17 protein-coding genes are annotated in these 21,636 nt (G+C 65.5%); 3 read left to right on the plus strand and 14 right to left on the minus strand.

Annotated features, from left to right (window positions below; all coding sequences use genetic code 11):
- Window positions 1-100 precede the first annotated feature (100 nt).
- The 4 genes from ACPUD7_RS13955 to guaB form a co-directional block, all read right to left on the minus strand.
- Window positions 101-2,653, minus strand: a complete 2,553-nt coding sequence (locus tag ACPUD7_RS13955; RefSeq protein WP_425120243.1) for a GNAT family N-acetyltransferase — start codon at window positions 2,651-2,653, stop codon at window positions 101-103.
- Entirely contained in the window at window positions 2,650-4,065 is a 1,416-nt protein-coding gene (locus tag ACPUD7_RS13960; protein WP_425120244.1) for a lysine N(6)-hydroxylase/L-ornithine N(5)-oxygenase family protein, read from the minus strand. The genes ACPUD7_RS13955 and ACPUD7_RS13960 overlap by 4 nt, the downstream gene beginning before the upstream one ends.
- Window positions 4,062-5,678, minus strand: a complete 1,617-nt coding sequence (locus ACPUD7_RS13965; protein WP_425120245.1) for a pyridoxal phosphate-dependent decarboxylase family protein — start codon at window positions 5,676-5,678, stop codon at window positions 4,062-4,064. The genes ACPUD7_RS13960 and ACPUD7_RS13965 overlap by 4 nt, the downstream gene beginning before the upstream one ends.
- Before the next feature lie 523 nt (window positions 5,679-6,201).
- Window positions 6,202-7,728 carry an IMP dehydrogenase gene (gene guaB, locus ACPUD7_RS13970; RefSeq protein ID WP_135540318.1) on the minus strand — a complete coding sequence of 509 codons (1,527 nt, stop codon included), beginning with the start codon at window positions 7,726-7,728 and terminating at the stop codon, window positions 6,202-6,204.
- Between the two features lie 156 nt (window positions 7,729-7,884).
- Here guaB and ACPUD7_RS13975 point away from each other — a divergent pair, with 156 nt between their 5' ends.
- Window positions 7,885-8,193, plus strand: a complete 309-nt coding sequence (locus tag ACPUD7_RS13975; RefSeq protein WP_135540320.1) for a hypothetical protein — start codon at window positions 7,885-7,887, stop codon at window positions 8,191-8,193.
- A 4-nt stretch (window positions 8,194-8,197) separates the two neighbouring features.
- Here ACPUD7_RS13975 and ACPUD7_RS13980 read toward each other — a convergent pair whose 3' ends face one another.
- Both ACPUD7_RS13980 and ACPUD7_RS13985 read right to left on the minus strand, forming a co-directional pair.
- Window positions 8,198-8,860, minus strand: coding sequence for a GntR family transcriptional regulator (locus ACPUD7_RS13980; RefSeq protein WP_135540324.1), 663 nt, complete (start codon window positions 8,858-8,860; stop codon window positions 8,198-8,200).
- An 18-nt stretch (window positions 8,861-8,878) separates the two neighbouring features.
- The gene (locus tag ACPUD7_RS13985; RefSeq protein ID WP_135540327.1) at window positions 8,879-9,904 is read right to left on the minus strand and encodes a pseudouridine synthase; all 1,026 of its coding nucleotides are present in this window, start codon (window positions 9,902-9,904) and stop codon (window positions 8,879-8,881) included.
- Between the two features lie 150 nt (window positions 9,905-10,054).
- On the opposite strand from ACPUD7_RS13985, the gene ACPUD7_RS13990 reads away from it, so the two are divergent.
- Window positions 10,055-10,501, plus strand: coding sequence for a hypothetical protein (locus tag ACPUD7_RS13990; RefSeq protein WP_135540329.1), 447 nt, complete (start codon window positions 10,055-10,057; stop codon window positions 10,499-10,501).
- Between the two features lie 37 nt (window positions 10,502-10,538).
- Here ACPUD7_RS13990 and ACPUD7_RS13995 read toward each other — a convergent pair whose 3' ends face one another.
- Both ACPUD7_RS13995 and ACPUD7_RS14000 read right to left on the minus strand, forming a co-directional pair.
- Window positions 10,539-12,239, minus strand: coding sequence for an acyl-CoA dehydrogenase family protein (locus ACPUD7_RS13995; protein WP_425120246.1), 1,701 nt, complete (start codon window positions 12,237-12,239; stop codon window positions 10,539-10,541).
- A complete protein-coding gene (locus ACPUD7_RS14000) occupies window positions 12,236-12,853 on the minus strand; it encodes a TetR family transcriptional regulator (RefSeq protein WP_425120247.1) in 618 nt (205 codons plus the stop codon). Before ACPUD7_RS14000 ends, ACPUD7_RS13995 begins: the two co-directional genes overlap by 4 nt.
- Before the next feature lie 137 nt (window positions 12,854-12,990).
- Here ACPUD7_RS14000 and ACPUD7_RS14005 point away from each other — a divergent pair, with 137 nt between their 5' ends.
- Window positions 12,991-14,508, plus strand: coding sequence for a class I adenylate-forming enzyme family protein (locus ACPUD7_RS14005; protein WP_425120248.1), 1,518 nt, complete (start codon window positions 12,991-12,993; stop codon window positions 14,506-14,508).
- A gap of 37 nt (window positions 14,509-14,545) precedes the next feature.
- Here ACPUD7_RS14005 and ACPUD7_RS14010 read toward each other — a convergent pair whose 3' ends face one another.
- The 6 genes from ACPUD7_RS14010 to ACPUD7_RS14035 form a co-directional block, all read right to left on the minus strand.
- A complete protein-coding gene (locus tag ACPUD7_RS14010) occupies window positions 14,546-15,214 on the minus strand; it encodes a DUF1707 SHOCT-like domain-containing protein (protein WP_167854432.1) in 669 nt (222 codons plus the stop codon).
- A 258-nt stretch (window positions 15,215-15,472) separates the two neighbouring features.
- Window positions 15,473-16,894, minus strand: coding sequence for an ABC transporter permease (locus tag ACPUD7_RS14015; RefSeq protein ID WP_425120249.1), 1,422 nt, complete (start codon window positions 16,892-16,894; stop codon window positions 15,473-15,475).
- Entirely contained in the window at window positions 16,891-17,667 is a 777-nt protein-coding gene (locus ACPUD7_RS14020) for an ABC transporter ATP-binding protein (protein WP_425120250.1), read from the minus strand. The genes ACPUD7_RS14015 and ACPUD7_RS14020 overlap by 4 nt, the downstream gene beginning before the upstream one ends.
- A 210-nt stretch (window positions 17,668-17,877) precedes the next feature.
- Complete coding sequence (gene groL / locus ACPUD7_RS14025) at window positions 17,878-19,470, minus strand: chaperonin GroEL (RefSeq protein WP_425120251.1); 1,593 nt, start codon at window positions 19,468-19,470, stop codon at window positions 17,878-17,880.
- Window positions 19,471-19,506: 36 nt separating this feature from the next.
- Window positions 19,507-19,800 (minus strand): co-chaperone GroES, encoded by a 294-nt coding sequence (gene groES / locus ACPUD7_RS14030; protein WP_039209993.1) that lies wholly within the window; start codon window positions 19,798-19,800, stop codon window positions 19,507-19,509.
- Between the two features lie 396 nt (window positions 19,801-20,196).
- Complete coding sequence (locus ACPUD7_RS14035; protein ID WP_425120252.1) at window positions 20,197-21,405, minus strand: ubiquitin-like domain-containing protein; 1,209 nt, start codon at window positions 21,403-21,405, stop codon at window positions 20,197-20,199.
- Between the last annotated feature and the right edge of the window lie 231 nt (window positions 21,406-21,636).

Below are 21,636 nucleotides of genomic sequence, written 5' to 3' on the forward strand. Positions count from 1 at the left end.
GGTCAATGGCTGGCTTCTCAGACTGTTTTCAAAGGCAAAGACTCGCCGAGGCGGGCCCGGTCACGGTGCCCCACCTCGGCGAGCTTGGTGGTCGTCCTGCTCAGCGTGCCACAGGGTTGGGCATGGTGCCGGCGTAGAGCAGGGATTCGGCTTGGTTGCCGATGTCGACCATCAGCTTCGTGTTCCGCAGCTGCAGGCGGTTGAGGCAGGAGTGGGCGAAGCGTTCAGCACGCAGATCGACGTCCCCGCTGACCCCGCGGGCATGCTCCGGGTGATCGGATTCGTAGCCGTCGAGCACCTCGGCGACCACCGTCCAGAACCGTTCGGCACTGAGCAGACCGTCGGTGTGGAGGATCCCCGACAGGTGGCGCAGGACTCCGTCGAACATGTCGGTGAACACCGACAGTGCCTTCTCCTCCCCCGGCACGAGGGCGCGAATGCGTTCGACATCGGCGGGCAGTTCTCGGTGGCCGAGCACGGCGACTTCCTCGCCGATGTCCTTCATGAACGCCCCGGTGACCGTGTGCTCGTCGAGGCCGAGGATGAGATTCTCCCCGTGCGGCATGAAGACGAGGTCGTGAGCGAGCAGTGCATGGACGAGCGGATACAGGTACGCCCGCAGGTAGCTGCGTACCCAGTCGGCGGGTTCCTGCCCCGAGGCGCGGATGAGCTCGCCGGCGAAGGAACGGCCCTCGTGGTCGCGGTGGAGCAGAGCGGCCATGGTGATGAGCTTCTGGCCTGGGGCGATCTGGGCGACGGGGTTCTCTCGCCAGAGAGCGGCGAGCATCTTCCGGTGCGGGTTCGTCTCCTTCGTCTGGTGGTAGACGTCCCCCGTGTAGCCGAGCGCGGCGCGTTCCCGCAGCACTCGGAATCCGGTCTTCGCGAAGGTGTCGTCGGAGCCGATGAGGGTGGCGACCCAGTCATTGATGGCCGGGGTGTCACGCATGTACTTCGGCGACAGTCCGCGCAGGAACCCCATGTTCTGTACGGCGAGCGCGACTTTCACATACGGGGCGTCGGCGCGCGAATGGTTGAAGAAGGTCCGCAGGGACTGCTGTGCCTGGTGCTCATCGTCACCGTCGCCGAGCGGCAGCAGGTCTCCGCGGGCGATGTCCGCGGCGAAGGTGATCGCCAGCCGGTGATCGGCCTGCCAGGGGTGGATCGGCATGAGGTGGAAGTCCGCCGGATCCTGCCCGGTCGCCCGGATGCGGGAGTCGAAGCGTTCCTGTTCGGTCTCGCTGAGCGCCTCGCCGAGGTGGCCCGCCTCGTCGAGTCCTTCACCGAGGGAGAGGTGGCTGTGATCGCGTCTCACGGCCACCCATTCGATGTGGTTGAGTTCCCCGTTCTCCGGCGCCCACTTCCGGAAGTCGCTGAGTCCGAAGCCGATGCGACCGTTGTTCGCAAGGAATCCGGGGTGACCTTCGGTCATGGCCGCCTCGGTGATCTGGAAGTCCGAATCGACGAGGGCACGGGCATTGGGCCGACGTCCGGCCCGCGCGTCCTCGAGCTTGTAGGCGGCCCCGGCCAGGGTCGAGGCGAGTTCTTCGAGGTAGGTCGAGATGAGGTCCTCGGGGATGGAGAGTGCGTCCTGGAGTTCGACGACGAGTTCCTGCGCGTCGAGCGGAACCTCGGTCTCGCCGTGCCACCGGGTGATGCTGTCTGCGTCGATGGCCCAGTGTTCGAGCGGGAGCACGCGGGCGGTGAAGGTGTAGCGTGCGGCCCCGTCGATGTTCAGTTCCCACCGGCGATCCTCTTCGCCCCGCACCTCTTCGATCTGTACGGGGGTGATGAGTCGTTCGTGAGCGAATTCGGACAGGGCTTTGGCGACGAGGTGGCGCTGCACGACGGAGAACGCGTCGGCGTTGAGGTGGGCGTAGGTAGTCGGTGCCGTCTCATCGCCCCGGTCCCGAGGGGATTCTCCGAGATTCCGACCGGCATGCGCGCCCGAGTGTTCGCCGACGAGCGGGGCGAGCGCACTGGCGTCGAAGTCGGCGCGGGTGCACGCACTCACGAGGGCTCGTTTCTCGATCTCGCCCATCATGATCGTCGCCTCGGTCACCGGGGTGAATCCGGCGGCCCGGTTCTTCTCGATGATCGCGGCGTTCCGTGCATCGGGTTCGACGACCACGCGGGTGCCTCCGCGTCCGCCGGCATCGACCGGGCGCAGGCAGAAGTCGATGACCTCGGCCATGATGCGGTCGGTGAGTCCGTGCACGGCCGATCCTGCCGGTGGTGCGACGAGCAGGTGCATCCCGATATCACCGGGCCCGGTGGCCAGGACCTTCTGCGGGATGAGGCTGTCCGGGGTGTAGGTCTCGATGTAGAAGCAGTCGCTGCCGTCGACGGAGCCGACCCAGCCGTTGTCCTCCGCGGAGTCGCGGATTCCTTCCAGGTAGGTCCGGACTCCCGCCTCGTCGAGGTCGGTCATCATCCAGTACTGGGCACGCGGATGAGTGAGCCATTCGCAGAGCTGCGCGGTGTCCCGGTCGACGTCGAGCGCTCGGATGGTCACCCTCGCCGAGGCGGCCGTGAGCTTCACGGTCGAGTCCTCGGTCGCGGTCGCATCCTCAGCGGTCGCGGTCGAGGTCGCATCTGCGGTCGTGTTCGCGTCCTCGGCGGTCGGAGTCGGGGCAGTGATGAGTTCGGTGGTCATGCGTGTGACATCTCCTTGGAGTCGTCGAAGGCGAAAGCGGCAGCGGGCACGGCATCGGATTCGTCCGCGGGGACCCCGAAGGTCTGGAAGGCGATGCGGTTCTCGATCGGATAGGGTTCTCGACCGGTGACCGCAGCCAGCACCACCGAGGCCCGCCATGGCCCGAACCCGAGGTCGGGAGCGGTGACTCCGTGGGTGTGCTCTTCGCCGCCTACGACGTGGATGGTGCCCTCGTCGTTGATCGTGTAGTGGCGGCTGACGTCGAGGCGGCCCCGCGAGTCCAGCCGCACCTCTGCCCCGAGCGGTGCCAGGAAGCCCGGCACCTGCGATTTGTATCCGGTGGCCGCAACCACTGCACGGGATCGTCGGGTGAAGGTCTTGTCCAGTGCCGTATTCCGGAAACCGAGGAGGTATTCTCCGCTCATCGGGTCGATCTCAGCGGTTTCGAGCTCGGCTTCGCAGATGAGGTTCGTGAGCAGTTCGCGTCCTCCGCGGCTGAGCCGGTAGAGGGTGTCGTGGATGTCGTCGACGAGGTCGGCCGAGATGCCCTTGTACAGGGTGCGCTGCTCTCGACCGACGCGTTCACGCAGCTCATCGGGCAGGGCGCGGAAGTGGTCGGTGTATTCCGGGGAGGTCATCTCGAGGGTGAGCTTCGTGTACTCCATGGGGAAGAACCTCGGCGAGCGGGTCACCCAGTCCAGGCGCACGCCTCGGTCTTCGGCGTCGTCGATGAGGTCGCGGTAGATCTCGGCGGCCGACTGTCCGCTGCCGACGATCGTGATGGCACCCGATTGAAGCAGCGCCTCTCGGTTGTCGAGGTACTCGGCGGTGTGGATGAGGGGCCCGGTCGATGCGGAATCGTCCTCTTCCGCCAGTCCCCGCAGGGCCGGCGGCAGCACCGGCTGGGTGCCCACCCCGAGGACGAGGTGCCGGGCGCGGTAGGTTTCGGTCGTCACGATCTCACCGGAGTCGTCGGTCACCTCGGCGAGGGCGGTGAACACACCATCCTCCCTGGTCACGGACACGACACGGCGGTTCCACTGCAGCGAATCCAGCTGGGCGGCGACCCAGCGGCAGTATTCGTCGAACTCGGCCCGCAGGGGGTAGAAGGATTCGCGGATGTAGAAGGGGTAGAGCCGCCGGCGCTCCTTGAGGAAGTTGAGGAACGAGTACGGCGAGGTCGGGTCGGCCATGGTGACGAGGTCGGCGAGGAACGGCACCTGGATGGTCGAGCCTTCGATCATCATGCCCGGGTGCCAGCGGAACTCGGGCCGTTGGTCGACGAACACCGCGTCGACGTCGTCGAGCGGTTCGGCAAGTGCGGCGAGTCCGAGTCCGAAGGGCCCGATGCCGACGCCGAGGATGTCGTAGATCCTGTGGGTGTCGTGGATGTCCTGGGACTGTGCACTCATGCTGCGCCTCCTTCGGTGGTGATGTGCCGTCCGGCGAGGATTCCGTGCCCGGTGGCGCGGACGAGGTCGAGGACCGCGGTGATGTCATCGATGCTGGTGTCGGGGTTGAGCAGGGTGACTTTGAGCCAGGGTCTGCCGTCGATCGTCGTGCGGGCGACGGCGGCACGGCCGGAGCGGAAGAGGACGCGGCGGATGAGCGGGACGAGTTCGTCGGCCGTGTGCTGGTCCGCGGTGTACGGGGTGAAGCGGAAGAGCACGGTGGACAGGTCGGAGTCGCCGAGCACCTCGAAATCGGCTTGAGTCTCGAGCAGCTGCCTGACTTCGGTCGCGAGGTCGCAGACGGTGTCGATCATCGTCCCGATCTCGTCTGCTCCGCGGGCACGCAGCGTCGTCCAGAGCTTGAGCGCATCGAAGCGGCGGGTGGTCTGCAGAGACTTGTCGACCTGATTCGGTTCCGCATCGTCGGCCTGTGCTTCGGCTTCGGGATTGAGGTAGTCGTGGTGGTGGATCGTCGGCGCGAACAGGGCCGCATCCCTGACCAGCAGCGCCGAGGACGACACCGGCTGGAAGAACGTCTTGTGGAAATCGATGGTCACCGAGGCGGCCCTGCCGATCCCCTCGAGCAGGTGTGCTCGGCGCGGGGCCCAGAGCAGGCCGCCGCCGTATGCGGCGTCGACGTGCAGCCACACATTCGCCGATTCGCACACCTCGGCGATGGACTTCAGGGGGTCGATGACGCCGAGGTCGGTGGTGCCTGCGGTGGCGACGACGGCCATCGGGATCGCGTCGTTCGCGTCGATCGACAGCAGGCTCGCATTGAGCGCTTCGGCGTCCATGCGCCCGGTCGCGTCGGTCGGGACGGTGACGACCGCCTCGGCGTCGAGTCCGAGGAGGAAGGCTGCACGGGAGACGGAGAAGTGAGCCTGGTCGGTGGCGAGGATCCGCAGACGGGAGAGCAGTTCCAGGCGGGTCGACGGGGAGGAGCCGCCTCGGCGGGTTTCGGCGTCATCGGATTCGCCGCGGTCGGACGCGTCGGCGTGAGCGGTCAGCCCGGCCAGGACGTTTTCGCGGGCGAGGAACAGCGCGTGGAGGTTCGATTGGGTACCTCCGGAGGTGAAGATTCCGTCACCGCTGGCGAACCCGAGGTGGCTGCAGGTCCAGTCGATGAGGCGCCGCTCCATGAGGGTCGCGACCTCGGACTGGTCGTAGGTGTCGACCGAGGTGTTGATGGCCGCGAGCATCGCTTCGGCGGCGACGGCGGGCACAGCGACCGGGCAGTTGAGGTGGGCGACGTAGTTGGGGTGGTGGAACCACACGGCATTGTCGGCATAGAGCGCGTCGGCCTCGCGCAGCGCCTCGGCGTTGCCGACTCCGGCCGTGTCGAGGTCGACGGCGTCGACGGCGGCCTGCAGCCCCGATCGATCTTTCGCCGAGACTGCCCTGGCCGTGGTGCGGAATCGTTCGCCGAGTGCGTCGATGACGCTGTGCATGAGAGCTGAATACTCGTCTGCACTGTGGGCACCGAGCAGGGCGTCGGTGCGGGGATTGTCGGGGGTATGAAGGGGTGCTGCGGCGGGTGCCGATTCGGTCTCGGAGAGCAGAGAAGTCGTCACTGTGAGGTTTCCTCCTTCGATGAACGAACAGCGGATCGCGGCTCGCATTAGGGAAACCTACCCTAACTGTCTGCGTTTCCGAAGAGCCTGTGACCTGGGATGACAACTACGGGCGTCGCTTGCTCATCTCGCATGAGGGCACCCTCCCCTGAATTCACGCGGCAAGGAACCCGTCCGCACTACGGGTGCATCGGCCGGATAATGAGCGAGTGGCATTCGTCACATCGGGGTGTGTCATCCAGCATTGTGAGACATTCGAGGCGGATGCAGCTCCTGAGTTCCGGACGCCTCGCGGGGAGTCTCAGCACAGAATCCCGCCCGGATCGTCCGAGATTCGACTCGCGACCCGCTGCCCACCAAAAATAGGTCGCTATCGGATACTCCTGTCGCCGGAAAGTATCCGATGCTGACCTAGATTTGCCGCTCGCGACCGCACACGCAAGAAGCCGCAGCCTCCGCGCAAACGCGGAAGCTGCGGCTTCTCATCGACCAGAGACCCCTCCGTCAGAGGTGCCTGCCTACGTCACTTCACGACGTAGTTCGGGGCCTCCACGGTCATCTGGATGTCGTGCGGGTGGCTTTCCTTCAGGCCCGCAGTGGTCAGCCGGACGAACTTGCCCTTGGACTTGAGCTCGTCGATGGTGCGTGCACCGACGTAGAACATCGTCTGGCGCAGGCCTCCGGTGAGCTGGTGGGCGACCTGCTTGAGCAGTCCGCGGTAGGCGACACGGCCCTCGATGCCCTCGGGGATGAGGTCGGTGTCGGTGGCGATATCGGCCTGGAAGTAGCGGTCTTTCGAGTACGACTTGCCGTGGCGCGGAGCCATCGCGCCCAGCGACCCCATGCCCCGGTAAGCCTTGTACTGCTTGCCGTTGATGAAGATGAGCTCGCCGGGCGACTCGTTGCAGCCGGCCAGCAGGGATCCGAGCATGACGGTGTCGGCGCCGGCGACCATAGCCTTGCCGATGTCTCCGGAGTACTGGAGTCCGCCGTCGCCGATGACCGGGACACCTGCGGCGCGAGCGGCCTGGGCTGCCATGTGGATGGCGGTGACCTGTGGGACGCCGACTCCGGCGACGACACGGGTGGTGCAGATCGAGCCGGGTCCGACTCCGACCTTGACGGCGTCGACACCGGCATCGATGAGTGCCTGCGCGCCGTCCTTCGTGGCGACATTTCCGCCGATGATCTGGACGTTTGCGAAGGCCGGATCGGACTTGATCGTCTTGATCATGTCCGTGACACCCCGGGCGTGACCGTTCGCGGTGTCGACGACGAGAACGTCGACTCCCGCCTCGGCGAGCATTCCGGCGCGCTCGTAGGCGTCGCCGTAGAACCCGACGGCGGCACCCACGCGCAGGCGACCTTCGTCGTCCTTCGTGGCCAGCGGGTATTCCTCGGTCTTGACGAAGTCCTTGACGGTGATGAGGCCCTGGATGACATTGTCGTCATCGACCAAGGGCAGCTTCTCGACCTTGTGCTCGGCCAGCAGTTCGAAGGCCTTCTCGGCGGAGACGCCGACGGGTGCGGTGACCAGCGGCATCTTCGTCATCGTCTCGGCGACGGTGCGGGTGGGGAATTCGCTGCGGGTGACGAAGCGCAGGTCGCGGTTGGTCACGATGCCGACGAGCACGTTGTTCTCATCGACGACGGGCAGGCCGGAGATGCGGTAGCGGCCGCAGATCTCGTCGAGCTCTTCCAGAGTCTTGTCCGCGGTGATCGTCAGCGGGTCGTTGATCATGCCCGATTCGGAGCGCTTGACGTAGTCGACCTGCTTGGCCTGATCCTCGGCCGAGAGGTTGCGGTGGATGATGCCCAGTCCGCCGATGCGGGCCATGGCGATGGCCATACGGGATTCGGTCACGGTGTCCATGGCCGCGGAGACGAGCGGGATGTTGAGCTCGATCTCCTTGGTCAGCCGGGTGGCGGTGGAGGCTTCTGAGGGGATGACATCGGTGTCGCCTGGCAGGAGGAGGACATCGTCGTAGGTGAGTCCCGTGAGGGAGAACGGATCGTTTGCGGCCTGTGATTCCTGCTCAGGATTTCCCATGAAGACAGCCTTTCGACGCGAAGATACGGTGGCTCAATGGTATCGGAGCCCGACAGGTGCCCGCCACGGGTGCAAACACCGAGCACTGTGAGACTGACTACACGACCGGCAGCGGTTGTCCGCGCTCACCGGCCAACGCCTCTGTAGCCTGGAGTCATGATCAAGACTCGTGAGATCCGCATGTTTCCCGACCACGGACACCGCTGGCCGCTGTGGGGCGATGTGCTGCATGACGAACTGTGCCTCGAGCCGTCTGACCTCGATCTCTCAGATGAGCTGATTCTGGACCTCCGGGCGCTCTATGACTTCTGGGAGCGCCATGACACCAGCTGCTGGACGACTCCGACAGCAACAGGGTGGGACACGAACGAGAATATGCGAGTGTGGGAACTGGCCGAGGCCGAAGCGAAGCGACGTCTGGCAGATGAGGTCGCCCAGTACGGCATCACCGTCGAGGCGCGCTGATGCACTAGCGCCCCTCGCCCACGGACCGTGCGAGGTCGAGCGTCGAGGCTTCGGAGTCGTCGAGGTGGATGCGCAGCAGCCCTTCGGCACCCTGCCGGTCTCCGGACTTCATCTTCTCGAAGATATCGCGGTGCGGGTTGGCCCAGTGTGAGTGGTACTTCCCCGGCTCCGGCGAGCGCGAGAACGTCGTCGACAGCCGGGCCATGAGGTTGAGGTAGAACTCGTCGAGCAGCGGGGATCCGAGCAGGCCGACGATCGCGCGGTGAAACGAGGCCGAATGCTCTTGTGCATCGGCCCAGGTCTCGTTCTTCGGCGCGGTCTCGGCGCGGATGACGGAGGCTTCGACGGCGGCCATCGCCTCATCGGTGGCGTCCTGGGATTCCTGGACGGCACGGATCTCGAAGACTCGGCGGGCACGGTAGAGGTCTTTGAGCTCGTCGATGCCGAAGGTGGAGACGAAGAATCCGCGGTTGGGCTCCTGGGTGAGCAGTCCGGCGTGGCGCAGCAGGCTCAGAGATTCGCGCGCGGTGTTGCGCGAAACGTTGAATTCCTTGGCCAGGGCACCATCGCGGACCGGGCTTCCGGCCGGGTATTCGCCATTGGTGATGCGGGTCCGGACAAGGGCGACGATGGCCTCTGAAGTGCAGCCGGGGGCATGTGGACTCATGGCACCAGGCTACCGTGTTCAGCCGGATTCGGAGCGGAATGCGGCGGGATCGAGTTCGAGATCGGTGGTGAAATGACGTGGACGCCCGGTGAGCGGATCCGCGAACGCGAGCTCCGCGGCCAGCAGCTGCAGCGGTGAACTGAAGTCATAGGGGTCCGGCGCGAGGTCGACCGGATAGACCGGATCACCGAGGATGGGCAGCCCGAGCGCGTTCATGTGCACCCGCAGCTGGTGGGTCTTGCCCGTGAACGGCTCGAGTTCGTACTCGGCGATCGCTTCCCCTCGCCGAGGCGGCCGTGCACTATCCGTTGACCGTTGGGGTTCCGGGTCGTGGGCAGGCAGGTCCGGTGAGCACGTGGTTCGGACCAGCCGGATGCGGCTGAGTGCGTTCGCCTCCCCCTCGGTTTCGAGAACCTGCCTGGCGCCGACGGGCTTGACCAGGCGGGATCTCCTCTCAAGAGGAAATTCCAACTCCGCTGGCGGTGCCGGGGCCAGGGCGCGGTAGGTCTTGCGCACCGTGCGATCTTGGAACAGGCGTTGGTAGCGGCCGCGGGTCTCCGGCCGTTTGGACAGGACGAGGAGACCGGCGGTGATGCGGTCAAGACGGTGGATGGCCACGAGGTCGGGTTGGTCGAGGTCGACGCGCAGGCGGGTGACGACGCACTCGCGGACAAAGCGTCCGTTCGGGGTGCTCGCGAGGAAGTGGGGTTTGTCGACGACGAGGAGGTCCTCGTCCTCGAAGACGGTGCCGACTTCGAAGGGGATTCGCTCTTCGGGCGGAACCGGGCGGTGGAAGAAGTAGAACCCGCCGGGGATGACTGGGTCGTCCCAGCCCACCGGCAGCCCCGCCTCGTCGCGCATGTCTCCATCGGTCAGCAGGGTGCGGCGGGATTCGGGGGCCGCCTCGGGGAATTCGGTCTCGAGCCACTGCCCGATCGTGTCGGGAACGGGCAGGTGATTCTTCGCGTGGGTGGCCTTCCCACCCGGGGCGCGCAGTGCGGTCGCCGAGATGCCGTCTCGAGGCGGAAGCGGACTGCGGGGCATGGGCCCAGTCTAGGCGTTCGGAGGATGGCCCGACTGCAGCCTCGGTCGCACCCGCATTCTTTGGCTGCGGCGCGCACTTCTTCCGACGATTCCCGCAAATCTCCGAGGCGGCTTCCGATTCTTCGCGGGACACCCCCTATGGTGGGAGGCATGGACCACACCGAACTGACGGAGAAGTTCTTGAGGGATAGAGTCGTCACTCCGGTCGTTCTCGGCATATTCGCCGACGACGAATGGGAGAGTGTCGCATTGGAGAACGACGTGGACGACGATCGGATCGTCATTGCCAGAGTCGTCGTCTGCGGGGAGGCCGTCGAAGTCGTCCTCGACTATCCGGGAAACACGGAGAGTGTCTTCGAGATGCAGCAGCGGCTCGTCGAAGAGTTCAAAGCCTTCATCGAGCGGTCCGAATTCGGTGCGCATCGCACCTCGGAGTCGGACACGTTCAACACCCGACGCACCCCGAATGCGGTGACCCGCACTCCCCGACCGAACTTCCTCGGTCCCTCGGAGTGCACTCAGCGTCGTCGCCGCTATCAGGGTCGGGTCATGCGCATCGATCGTCGCCGCTGCGTCTCCGCCCACCGTCGCAGCTGAGACCGACCGAACCGCTCGTACACGAAGCCTGCGGTGCTTATGCCCGCTGGATAAGGAAGTCGATGTCGACGCCGTCCGGCAGAGCACCGTATTCGCGGCCCCGCTCGGCACCGAGGCGGGCGGCCGCAAAGCTTGATGCCACCTCGGCGGGAGCGGATTCGAAGAGGATCGCCGCCTGCATGAGCAGCGCCATCTTCTCCACGAGCACCCGGCCGCGCGCCTGCAGCGCCGCCTGGGCGGATGCCTCTCCGCTCTCAAGGTCCTGCACCGCGGTCTGCAGCGACCGGGCCAGCGACTCATAGGCCGCATCGAAGTCCGCGTGCTTGCCGAGCCCGGTTTCGAGGAAGCCGAGGAAGGTCTTCGCGCTCCGCGGTTCGCGGGCCAGTGCGCGCAGCACGTCGAGGACGATGACGTTGCCGGAGCCTTCCCACACCGCCATCACCGGCTGTTCCCGGTAGCGGCGGGCCAGCGGGAAGGACTCGGTGTAGCCGTTGCCGCCGAGGCACTCGAGAGACTCATAGGCATGTTCGGGTCCGCGTTTGCAGATCCAGTATTTGCCGACGGCCGTCGCCAGTCGGCGGAAGTCAGCCGCCTCGGCGCTGTCATCGTCGTACGCGGCGGCCAGGTGCAGCGCCGTGTAGGTCGCCGCTTCGGCTTCGAGCTGGAGGTCGGCGATGACGGCGCGCATGAGCGGCTGGTCGATGAGCGTGGCACCGAAGGCCGCGCGTCCGCGAGCATGCCAGACCGCCTCGGCGACGCATTGGCGCATGCCCGCGGCCGACCCGAGCACGCAGTCGAGTCGGGTCTGAGCCACCATTTCGATGATCGTGCGCACGCCCTTGCCGGCCTCGCCGAGCAGCCATCCGTCGGTGGCGTCGAACTCGATTTCGGACGAGGCATTGGACTTGTTGCCGAGCTTGTCCTTGAGCCTTTGGATGCGCACGGTGTTGAGCGCTCCCCCGGGCAGGACGCGGGGCACGACGAAGCAGCTCGGGCCCTCATCCAACTGGGCGATGACGAGGAATGCGTCGGATTGCGGGGCTGAGCAGAACCATTTGTGGCCTGTGATGAGGTGGTGGTCGCCGGAGGGCACCGCATAGGTGGTGTTCGCGCGGATGTCCGATCCTCCCTGCTTCTCCGTCATCGCCATCCCGAAGATCACGGCGGATTTCGTCGCCGGGTCGATTCGGCGCGGGTCGTAGCCGGATGCTGTCGCGCGCGGTTCCCAGAACTCGGCGAGGGCGGAATCGGCGCGCAGGCTCGGCACGACGGCATGCGTCATCGACACCGGGCAGGCGTGGCCGGGTTCGATCTGGGAGAAGAGCATGAATCGCACGGCTCGTTCGACGTTGGCGCCCGGCCCGGGATGCGTCCACGCATACGAGTGGGCTTCCGCGTCGAGGGCATCGCCGATGATCCGGTGGTAGGCGGGGTGGAATTCGATCTCGTCGATGCGGTTGCCCCAGTCGTCGTGGGTGTGCAGCGCGGGTCCGTGCACGTTGGCCAGGCGAGCATCGTTGATGAAGTCCGCGCTGCCGACGAGCGCGCCGATGCGCTCGAGATCATCTGTCGCAGCGTTCGGCGCATAATGGGCGAGCGCATCGACGAGGGCCCGGTTGAGCGTGAATTCGTTGATGTCTCGCCGAGGCGGCGCCTGGTTGAACACAGTATGCGTCGTCCGCGGCGTGGTGGGGTCTGCGGTGGCCCGGGTTGGGCTGGGGTCTGCGGTGGTGGTCATGGTTCTCCTAGTGCGGATCGGGTGAAGGCAGTCAATGCGGTGATGAGCGCCGTGATCTCTTCGGGGCGGGGATTCGGGGAGGCCGGGTCGAGAATGTCGACGAGGTTCTCTCCGATGCTGCCGACGATGGACCGGGCAGCCACCTCGGCGGGGATGGCCGCGGCAACGGTCTCGGCTCTGCGCGCCTGCTCGAGTCCGGCGGCGATGGCGGTGACGTAGCCTCGCCGCAGCCGAAGTCGTTCGCTCTGCACCGGCTCAGGCACCTCTTCGAGGAGCAGGGCGTAGGCGAGCCGGCGCCCGGCGACGGCGCGGCGGACGAAGACCTCGACGGTCGACTCCGCGACCTCGGCGACGGTGGAAGCCGCGGCCACCGTGTCTTCGATGACGGCCAGTTCGTGACCGGCAGCCTGGGCGAAGACGAGCCGCAGGAGCTCCTCGCGGTTGGTGAAGTACGTGTAGATCGAGCCGGCGCTGCAGTCGGCCTCACCGGCGACAGCGGCCACGCTCGCCGAGGCGAATCCCCCGCGGGCGATGACATGCCGAGCGGCGCGTTCGATAGCGGCCCGACGCGCTTGCGCATTGGCGCGGGTGCGCGTCGTTTCGCGATAGGCCATACTCACCTCGGTTCGACGAGACCGACCGACACCGTCGAAGTTCGCCGACGGTGTCGCCCTCTCGAGCACTCACTTCCCCAAAGGAATGAATCGTGGTTCAATTGTTTTAAGTATGACACTCGTCACAGGGAGAAGCAATGAAGCTCGGAACCATGCTCGACACCACCGTTCTGCGTCATCCGGACAAAGAGGCTCTGGCCTATGAGCATCAGCGCTTCACCTACACCGAGCTGCGCCACCGGGCGCTCAAGGCCGCTCAGGTGCTCGCTGCCAACGGAATCCGCCCCGGAGACGTCGTTGGCATCATGACGTTCAACGTTCCCGGGTTCGTCTTCGCCGCGTTCGGCGCCTGGTACCTCGGCGCCACCGTCGTGCCGATCAATCACAAGTTCCAGGCCCCGGAGGTCAAGTACACGGTCGAGCATTCGGGCGCGAAGCTCGGCATCGTCAGCACCGAACTCGCCGAGACAGCCCGTGCCGGAGGCCCGGACATCACCTGGCTCGAGACCGAGCCCAGCGCCCCGGGCAGCTTCGACACCCAACTCGATGCCGCCGAGGAGGCCGTGCCCGGTGACTTCACCGATGAGCAGGTCGCGCAGATCCTCTACACCTCGGGCACGACGAGCTCCCCGAAGGGCTGCGTGCACACCCACCGCAGCATCTCCCAGGTGGCGACGCTGATCAATCTCAACATGGGCTACCGAGCCGATGACCGCTACCTCATCTGCATGCCGATCTGGCATTCGGCACCCCTGAACATCAGCCTCGTCCCGACCCTCCAGACCGGCGGCACCGTCGTCCTGCAGCGGGCTTACCACCCGGTGGACTCGATGAAGATCATCGCCGAGGAGGGGATCACGACGTTCTTCGGCCCCACCGTCGCCTATGTCGCGCCGATCATGACCGCGAAGAAGCTCGGCATCGACTTCTCCGACTATGACTTCTCATCCATCCGCAGGTGGAACTACGGAGGGTCCCCGATCGACCGGTCGACGGCGGGAATGCTCATCGACACCTACGGCACGAACCAGTTCTACAACCTGTTCGGCATGTCCGAGATGGGTCCGACCGGATGCCTGCTCGGCCCCGAGGACCAGCTGCGCAAGGCCGGCTCCGTGGGCAGGACGGCGATGATCGGCAATGCGATGCGGGTGGTCAGAGCCGACGGGGCCGAGGCGGGGCCGGGCGACACCGGTGAGATCTGGTTCGCCGGCGACACCCGGATGCGCGAGTACCTCGGCAATCCGCAGGCGACCGAGGCGGCCTTCGACGGTGAGTGGTACAAGACCGGGGATCTCGCCCGCCTCGACGAGGACGGCTACCTGTACATCGTCGACCGGTCGAAGGACGTCATCATCGTCGGCGGGGAGAACGTGTTCTCCCTCGAGGTCGAAGAGGCGGTCATCGCCCATGACCGTGTCGCCGATGTCGCGGTCGTGGCCAAGCCTGATCCGCAGTGGGGCGAGCAGGTCGTCGCCGTCATCGCCACCACCGATGGTGAGGCCTTCGACGTCGAGGAGCTGCGGGACTTCCTGTCCGACAAGCTGGCCCGCTACAAGCTTCCGCGGGAGGTCATCATCACCGAGGAGCTCCCCCGCAACCCCTCGGGGAAACTGCTCAAACACCAGTTGCGCAGCCAGGTGGCTGCCGGCTGAGGGCCGACCGGGCATCAGCCCTGGCAGCGGACATCAATCACTTTGTCATTCTGCGTCGTTGGCGGAAGCCCGGCCCCCGAGCGATGAAGACTCCCGATCCGATGCTGCCGCGGACCCGGATGGTGGGGTACCCCTCCTGCGCGGACTCATTGGCTTTGAACGTGATGACGGCCATCGGGCTTCGAGCGAGCCCGGTGGAGTCGACTCCCCAGCTGTCGGGCACGATGAGCTTGAGTGTGCCGGTGCGGGCTGCGACGTCGATATCGATGGTCTGCAGGTCGGTGACCACATCGAGGAAGTTGAGTTCGAGCAGCACTCCTGCGGGCTCGCAGCGCAGATATGGCTTCACCGGCCAGCGACCGCGTCTGGTGAGGCCGGTCCACGGCGATCGCAGGATCTCTCGGCTGCCGGGGGACTCACCGGGGCGTGTTTCCATACGCGAACCGTCCGGGGTTCCGCTGACCGCAGTCCCCGAATTTTCCGACGGCAGCTCGGTGACGATGTCGGCGAGGATTCGATCAAGGTCGGCGGGAAATCGCGCGACTGCAACGAGTTCCATGCGGTCGTCGAGTTCTTCGACAGTGATCCTTCCCTCGCCGGCGGCGGTCCTCAAGACCTCGATGGCAGCATCTCGTTCGACGTCGCCGATGCGCACGGCGCGGTCACGGTGGTCAGGGTGGTCACGGTGGCGATCGTCTTCAGACACTTTCATCTTCCTTCCGCAGCAGTCCCGACAATACCGGTTCCTCCGCCCCTTTTTCTGTGGCTGCCGTAATCACACAAAGCGCACTGACCTCTTTCTGCAGAATCACGCGCCACGCTTCGGTGGCGGCGGGCGTGATCAGACCGAGCCGTCATGAGCTCGCGCCCACGCCAGTCTCCGTAGCCCTCGACCGGCGAACCGACCGATGCGCGGTATAGAACCGACCGACCGACGGCGGGGCCCACCCCCAGCCCACGCGTCTCACACGGCTTCGAGGGCCTGGACGGGGCTGATCGACGTCGCCGCTCGTGCAGGTTCGCGGCTGGCGACGAACACGGCGAAGAGGGTGCCGGCGATGACGGCGATGACGACCGCCCAGGGCACACTCGGGGCGAAGAGGCCGAGCAGGGGTGAGAGCAGTGTCAGCGCACCGACCCAGCCGAAGCCGATGCCCAGCGGCACGGCGACCACGCACGCGGTCAGGCTCAGCTGCAGACCCTCGGCGGCGATCATGCGGCGCACCCGCTTCGGGGTCTGCCCGAGCGCCATGAGCAGTCCGATCTCCTGAGTGCGCTGTCGCACGGAGAGCATGAGCGTGTTCGCGACGCCGATGATGGCGATGATCACGGAGAAGAGGATGAGGGCGAGCGCGAACAGCATCAACTTGTCGATGACGGTGGCCAGTGCGTCCTCGAGGCCACCCCAGCCCTCTTCGCCGAGTGATCGCGCATACCGCACCAGCTGAACGCGGAAGGTGGTCATGGCGGTGGCGAACATGACGATGAGCGTGATGCCGATGACGAGACCGATGACCGTGCGCGCATTCCGGGTGGGGTGGCGGGCGATCGTCGAGGCGGCCAACCGGGACACCGCGGTGCGCCCGCACAGCCAGCCGATCGCCGACTGCAGGGGCGGCAGGATCCACGGATGCCCGATGATGACACCGAGGAAGGTCAGGCCTGATCCGAGTGCGGTCAGCACCACGCTCATCAGGCTGATCCGGTGGTCGGCAGCCCCGATCACGGCGTTGACGAGGAACGTCAGCCCCATGGACAGCAGAACCAGCGAGGCGGTGAGTCCGCCGAGGGAGGCGCGGGCGTCCTCGGGCCGGCTCTCAACCGCCTGCGAGGTCGCCTCGATCGGTGAGATCCCCGTGATGCGGCGCGCGCCTAGGTACGCCGACAACCAGGTCACCACGATGGTGGCGAGCGAGGGAACCGCCATGGTCGGGGCGAGGAGGGCTACCTCCTCGGTGTTGGCGTCGCCGAGGTAGTTCTGCGCCGCCGTCGCCAGCCCGGTCGACGCGGCAAAGGCGAGCAACGCGGCGGGAACGGAGATGATCAGCCCCTCCACCGAAGCGGCCCTGCGCAGCCGTTTCGATGACGCCCCGATGAGCCGCAGCAGGGCCAGCTGGCGGCTGCGGCCGGCGATGATGATCGAGAACGTGTTCGCGATGACGATTGCAGACACGAAGAGGGCGATGAGGAAGAAGGTGAACCCGACCATCGACAGCAGACCCTGCGCGGTCTCGGATTCGGCGATGATCTTCGCCGAGGACAGCCACGCGGTGAGGATCGCGATGCCCTGCATGATTGCGGTGCCGAAGAGAGCGGCGATGAAGACGACGAGGACGCTGGGAAAGAACTGCCGCGGGTTGCTCCGGATTTCGCGCAGCGGGTTCATCGACTCACCGCAGATTCGGCGCGTTCGTCGATATCGAGCATGGTCGCGGCGATCGCCTCGGCGCTGATGGCATCGCCCAGCTCTGTCACCGGGGTGCCGTCGGCGATGAAGATGACGCGGTCGGCGTGGGCGGCGACGATCGGGTCGTGGGTGACGAGCACGATCGATTGGCCGAAGTCCCTGACGGCTTCGGACATGATCGCCATGACGTCGCGACCGGACTTCGCGTCGAGGTTGCCGGTCGGTTCGTCGGCGAAGAGGATGTCGGGCCGGGTCGCGAGCGCGCGGGCGATGGCGGTGCGCTGCTGCTGACCGCCGGAGAGTTCGTTCGGTCGGTGCTTGAGCCGGTCGGCGAGCCCGAGGCGGGCGACGAGGGTGGAGATCCAGGCCCGCTCCTCGCCGTTCGGCTTCCGGTCATCGAGTTCGAATGGCAGCCGGATGTTCTCTTTGACGCTGAGCGTGGGCACGAGGTTGAAGGCTTGGAAGACGAACCCGATCCGGCGTCGGCGCAGGGCGGTGAGTTCATCGTCGGCGAGACCGGTGATCTCCTGCTCGCCGAGGTGGACCATCCCCGAGGTGGGGCGGTCGAGTCCGGCGAGGACGTGCATGAGAGTCGACTTGCCGGATCCCGAGGGACCCATCACGGCGGTGAGCCGGCCCGGTGCGATGTCGAGGCTGACCCGGTTGAGTGCGGTGACCGCGGCGCCGGAGGTGTCGAAGACCTTCGAGACCTCGCGGAGTCGGGCGATGGGCATCGGCAAGCCGGTAGTCATGGTGTCCCTCAAGCGTCGGTGCTAGCTGTCTGCTCCAGACTAACGATCATCGGCGCCCTTTGACATGAAAACTGACTGACCAGTAGGTGTGAGCCGCCTGGACGGGCGGGGCAGTCCGTCCAACACTGGGCGTGAATGCACGAGTGGCCCGGAACAGCTTGTTCCGGGCCACTGGCGCTGGTCAGAGGTGACTCAGACGGAGCGGATCGCTCAGTCCTCGTCCTCCTCTTCCTTCTTCTCGACGACCAGGGTCTCGGTGGTGAGAACCAGGGCGGCGATCGAAGCGGCGTTGCGCAGGGCCGAGCGGGTGACCTTGACGGGGTCGATGATTCCGGCACCGATGAGGTCACCGTAATCACCGGTCGCGGCGTTGTAGCCCTGGCCGGACTCGAGGTCCTGAACCTTGGCGACGACGACGTATCCGTCCTGTCCTGCGTTCGCAGCGATCCAGCGCAGGGGCTGGACGACTCCGCGCTTGACGATGTCAGCACCGGTGGCGGCGTCCCCGGTCAGACCGAGGTCGTTGCCGACGAGAACCTTCGCCGCGTGGATCAGAGCCGATCCGCCGCCGGCGACGACGCCCTCTTCGATGGCGGCACGGGTTGCGGACACGGCGTCTTCGACGCGGTGCTTACGCTCCTTGAGCTCCACCTCGGTGGCGGCGCCGACCTTGATGACAGCGACACCGCCGGAGAGCTTGGCCAAGCGCTCCTGCAGCTTCTCGCGGTCCCAGTCGGAGTCGGTGTTCTCGACCTCGGCGCGGATCTGTGCGACACGACCGGCAACAGCATCGTCCGAACCGGCACCATCGATGATCGTGGTGTTGTCCTTGGTGACGGTGATGGTGCGGGCGTTGCCGAGCTCTTCCAGGGTGACCTGGTCGAGCTTCATGCCCATGTCCGGGGTGACGACCTGGCCACCGGTGAGGACGGCGAGGTCCTCGAGGATGGCCTTGCGGCGGTCACCGAATCCGGGGGCCTTGACGGCAGCGACGTTGATGATGCCGCGCAGCTTGTTGACGACCAGAGTCGACAGAGCTTCGCCCTCGATGTCCTCGGCGATGATGAACAGCGGCTTGCCGGCCTGCTGCACCTTCTCGAGGACGGGCAGGAGCTCCTGGATGTTGGAGATCTTGCCCTGGTTGATGAGGATGAGAGCGTCGGAGAGCACAGCTTCCTGACGATCGGCATCGGTCACGAAGTGCGGCGAGAGGAAGCCCTTGTCGAACTGCATTCCCTCGGTGATCTCGAGCTCAACAGATGCGGCCTGGGACTCATCGATCGTGATGACGCCGTCCTTGCCCACCTTGTCGAAGGCATCGGCGATGAGCTTGCCGATCTCTTCGGACTGAGCGGACAGTCCGGCGACGTGCGCGATCTCCGAGGAGTCGGCGACGTCGCGGGCGATGGTGCCCAGCTGATCCGAGACAGCCTCAACAGCGGTCTCGATGCCGCGCTTGAGCTGACCGGGTGCGGCACCTGCGGCGACGTTGCGCAGTCCTTCGTTGACGAAGGCCTGAGCAAGAACGGTCGCGGTGGTGGTTCCGTCACCGGCGATGTCGTTCGTCTTGGTGGCGACTTCCTTGGCCAACTGTGCGCCGAGGTTCTCGTACGGATCGTCGACCTCGACCTCACGGGCGATGGTCACACCATCGTTCGTGATCGTGGGAGCGCCCCACTTCTTATCAAGCACGACATTGCGGCCCTTGGGCCCCAGCGTCACCTTGACGGTGTCGGCGAGAGTGTTGACACCCTTTTCGAGTGCACGACGAGCTTCGTCGTCGAATTCCAATGATTTAGGCATTCGTCCTCCTGTCTGTGAAGTAGTTGTTCAGAGGATTCAGCCGATGACGGCGAGCACGTCGCGAGCCGAGAGCACGAGGAATTCTTCGCCTGCGTACTTGACTTCGGTGCCTCCGTACTTGGAGTAGATGACCTTGTCGCCGACGGCGACGTCGACCGGCACACGGTTTCCGTTGTCAGCAACGCGGCCGGGGCCGACTGCGACAACTTCGCCTTCCTGAGGCTTTTCCTTGGCGGTTTCGGGAATGACCAGACCACTGGCGGTAGTCTGCTCTGCTTCGACCTGACGGATGACAATCCGATCTTCGAGTGGCTTGATGGAGACCGACATTTCGGGCTCTCTCCCTTCGCTGGGTTCTATTTCATTGAGTCAGACGGCGGCTGCTGCCATGAACCTCTCGTCGTCGCGGGTGCCGAGCGATTCGACCGTCTTATGAAACTGGCACTCGATGAGTGCTAGTGCTAATTCTGACTCTAGAACGGCTTTAGCACTCGGTCAACTTGAGTGCCAACAATTCGTCATGCTCTGGGCGAAAGTTCAGTCTGGGCCCACATGCCGGCCGGGCAGCCCGGCCGGCCTGACCCGACATCCCGTGAATGCAGAGAACGTGGGCCCCGGGATCTCTCCGCGGGGCCCACGCCCATTCCGACCGCCTCAGCTCAGTTGTGTCGATATCTGTTGTCAACGGCGGTCAGATCTTGTCTCAGCGAAGGCTCTGGCCGGTGCTCAGGAGCACTGCCACTGACTCCAGCCCTCTTGCGCCTGCAACTTCTTCGCACGCTGGAACTGCTCCTGCGGGCTGGCATCAGACGGGTTGCCGCTGCCACCCATGGATTGCCAGGTCGAGGGCAGGAACTGGAACAGACCGAAGTGGGTGCCGTTCGAGGCCTTCGGATTGAAATTCGATTCGCACTCGACGATCGAATACCACTTGGAGCCGGGTCCGCCGAGCATCGCCTTGATCTCGGCAGTGCTCATCGAGCCGCCGGTCGAACCGGAGTCGCCGCCGCCGGTGCTCGAGTCACCGGAGTCCGAGCCGCCGGAGTCCGAGCTTCCGGAGTCGGAGCCGCCAGTGTCAGCCGGGGTCTCCTTCTTCTTCGTGCCCTGGATGACGACCTTGGTCTTGGGTTCGGAGAGGACCTTCTCGTCCTTCTTCTCCTTCTTCACCTGCTCGCCGTTGATGGTCTTGACCTTGTAGACGACCTGCTTCTGTCCGTCCTTGCCTTCGGACTCGACCTTGGTCTCGCCCTGGTAGAGGGAGTCGGACTTCTTGGTCTCGACCTTGGCCTTGATGGCCTGCTCGTCCTTGACGGTCTTGTTCTCGACGCGGTTGACGGTGAGCACCTGACCGTCGGAGAGCGAAGCGGACATCGGCACGGACAGGAAGTCGTCCTTCTTGAGCTTGACGCCCGACTCAGTGAGTGCTTCCTTCGCGGTGCCGACCGCGGCCGAGACCTTGTGGTCCTTGCCGTCGGCGACGATGGTGAGATCCTTCGCCGTGGTCACGTCGATGTCGTTGCCGTCTTCCTTCAGCCGCTGCTTGGCATCGGTGTTGAGGTCGGCGCCCTTCGCATCGACTCCGAGGTCGGCAAGCGCCTGACCCACGGTGTTCGCGTTGGTCCATTCGCTGGTCTTCTCTCCATCGACGGAGAGCGAGACCTTCTTCGCGGTGTTGACCGTGATCGTCATGTCCCGGTCGACCTTCGTGTCGACGCCGGGCTTGACCTTGTCACGCTTATCGAGATCGATGTCGTGGCTGTCGAGGATGTCACCGACATCTCCCCCGAAGGTGCGGATCTCCTCGGCCTGCCCGTTGACCTCCAAGGTCACGGGCTTGTTCATGGAGACGACCGCGCCCGTGCCACCCACGAGTCCGGTAATGACGACCGCCTGTGCGGCGATCTGAACCTTGCGGTTCTTCAGAAAATCAATCACAAAATATCCCTGAGCAGAGTTTATCGACCAGTTCACTGTAACCGATTCGTTACACCGCTGGCAAAATATCACGGAAATGTAACGGTGTGAGTTTCCTGAGGACGCGTGTCACCTGGGGTTCCCCGTGTTTGCGGGGCGGTGCCGGTCGTGACATTCCCGCGCCGAGGCGGCCCACCGTTACGTGACCGCCGCCATGTTTCGCGGCCGTGTATCGCTGCCATCATTCGCTGC

Origin of the sequence: Brevibacterium sp. FAM 24630 (assembly GCF_049804075.1) — a bacterium.
Lineage (GTDB): Bacteria > Actinomycetota > Actinomycetes > Actinomycetales > Brevibacteriaceae > Brevibacterium.

What these genes read in the sequence shown, in the direction of transcription:
- groES (WP_039209993.1), bottom strand. Translation starts at nt 19,800, where the DNA reads ATGTCGGTCTCCATCAAGCCACTCGAAGATCGGATTGTCATCCGTCAG.
- ACPUD7_RS13990 (WP_135540329.1), top strand. Translation starts at nt 10,055, where the DNA reads ATGGACCACACCGAACTGACGGAGAAGTTCTTGAGGGATAGAGTCGTC.
- ACPUD7_RS13975 (WP_135540320.1), top strand. Translation starts at nt 7,885, where the DNA reads ATGATCAAGACTCGTGAGATCCGCATGTTTCCCGACCACGGACACCGC.
- guaB (WP_135540318.1), bottom strand. Translation starts at nt 7,728, where the DNA reads ATGGGAAATCCTGAGCAGGAATCACAGGCCGCAAACGATCCGTTCTCC.
- ACPUD7_RS13985 (WP_135540327.1), bottom strand. Translation starts at nt 9,904, where the DNA reads ATGCCCCGCAGTCCGCTTCCGCCTCGAGACGGCATCTCGGCGACCGCA.
- groL (WP_425120251.1), bottom strand. Translation starts at nt 19,470, where the DNA reads ATGCCTAAATCATTGGAATTCGACGACGAAGCTCGTCGTGCACTCGAA.
- ACPUD7_RS13960 (WP_425120244.1), bottom strand. Translation starts at nt 4,065, where the DNA reads ATGAGTGCACAGTCCCAGGACATCCACGACACCCACAGGATCTACGAC.
- ACPUD7_RS14005 (WP_425120248.1), top strand. Translation starts at nt 12,991, where the DNA reads ATGAAGCTCGGAACCATGCTCGACACCACCGTTCTGCGTCATCCGGAC.
- ACPUD7_RS14020 (WP_425120250.1), bottom strand. Translation starts at nt 17,667, where the DNA reads ATGACTACCGGCTTGCCGATGCCCATCGCCCGACTCCGCGAGGTCTCG.
- ACPUD7_RS13980 (WP_135540324.1), bottom strand. Translation starts at nt 8,860, where the DNA reads ATGAGTCCACATGCCCCCGGCTGCACTTCAGAGGCCATCGTCGCCCTT.
- ACPUD7_RS14015 (WP_425120249.1), bottom strand. Translation starts at nt 16,894, where the DNA reads ATGAACCCGCTGCGCGAAATCCGGAGCAACCCGCGGCAGTTCTTTCCC.
- ACPUD7_RS14000 (WP_425120247.1), bottom strand. Translation starts at nt 12,853, where the DNA reads ATGGCCTATCGCGAAACGACGCGCACCCGCGCCAATGCGCAAGCGCGT.
- ACPUD7_RS13955 (WP_425120243.1), bottom strand. Translation starts at nt 2,653, where the DNA reads ATGACCACCGAACTCATCACTGCCCCGACTCCGACCGCCGAGGACGCG.
- ACPUD7_RS13995 (WP_425120246.1), bottom strand. Translation starts at nt 12,239, where the DNA reads ATGACCACCACCGCAGACCCCAGCCCAACCCGGGCCACCGCAGACCCC.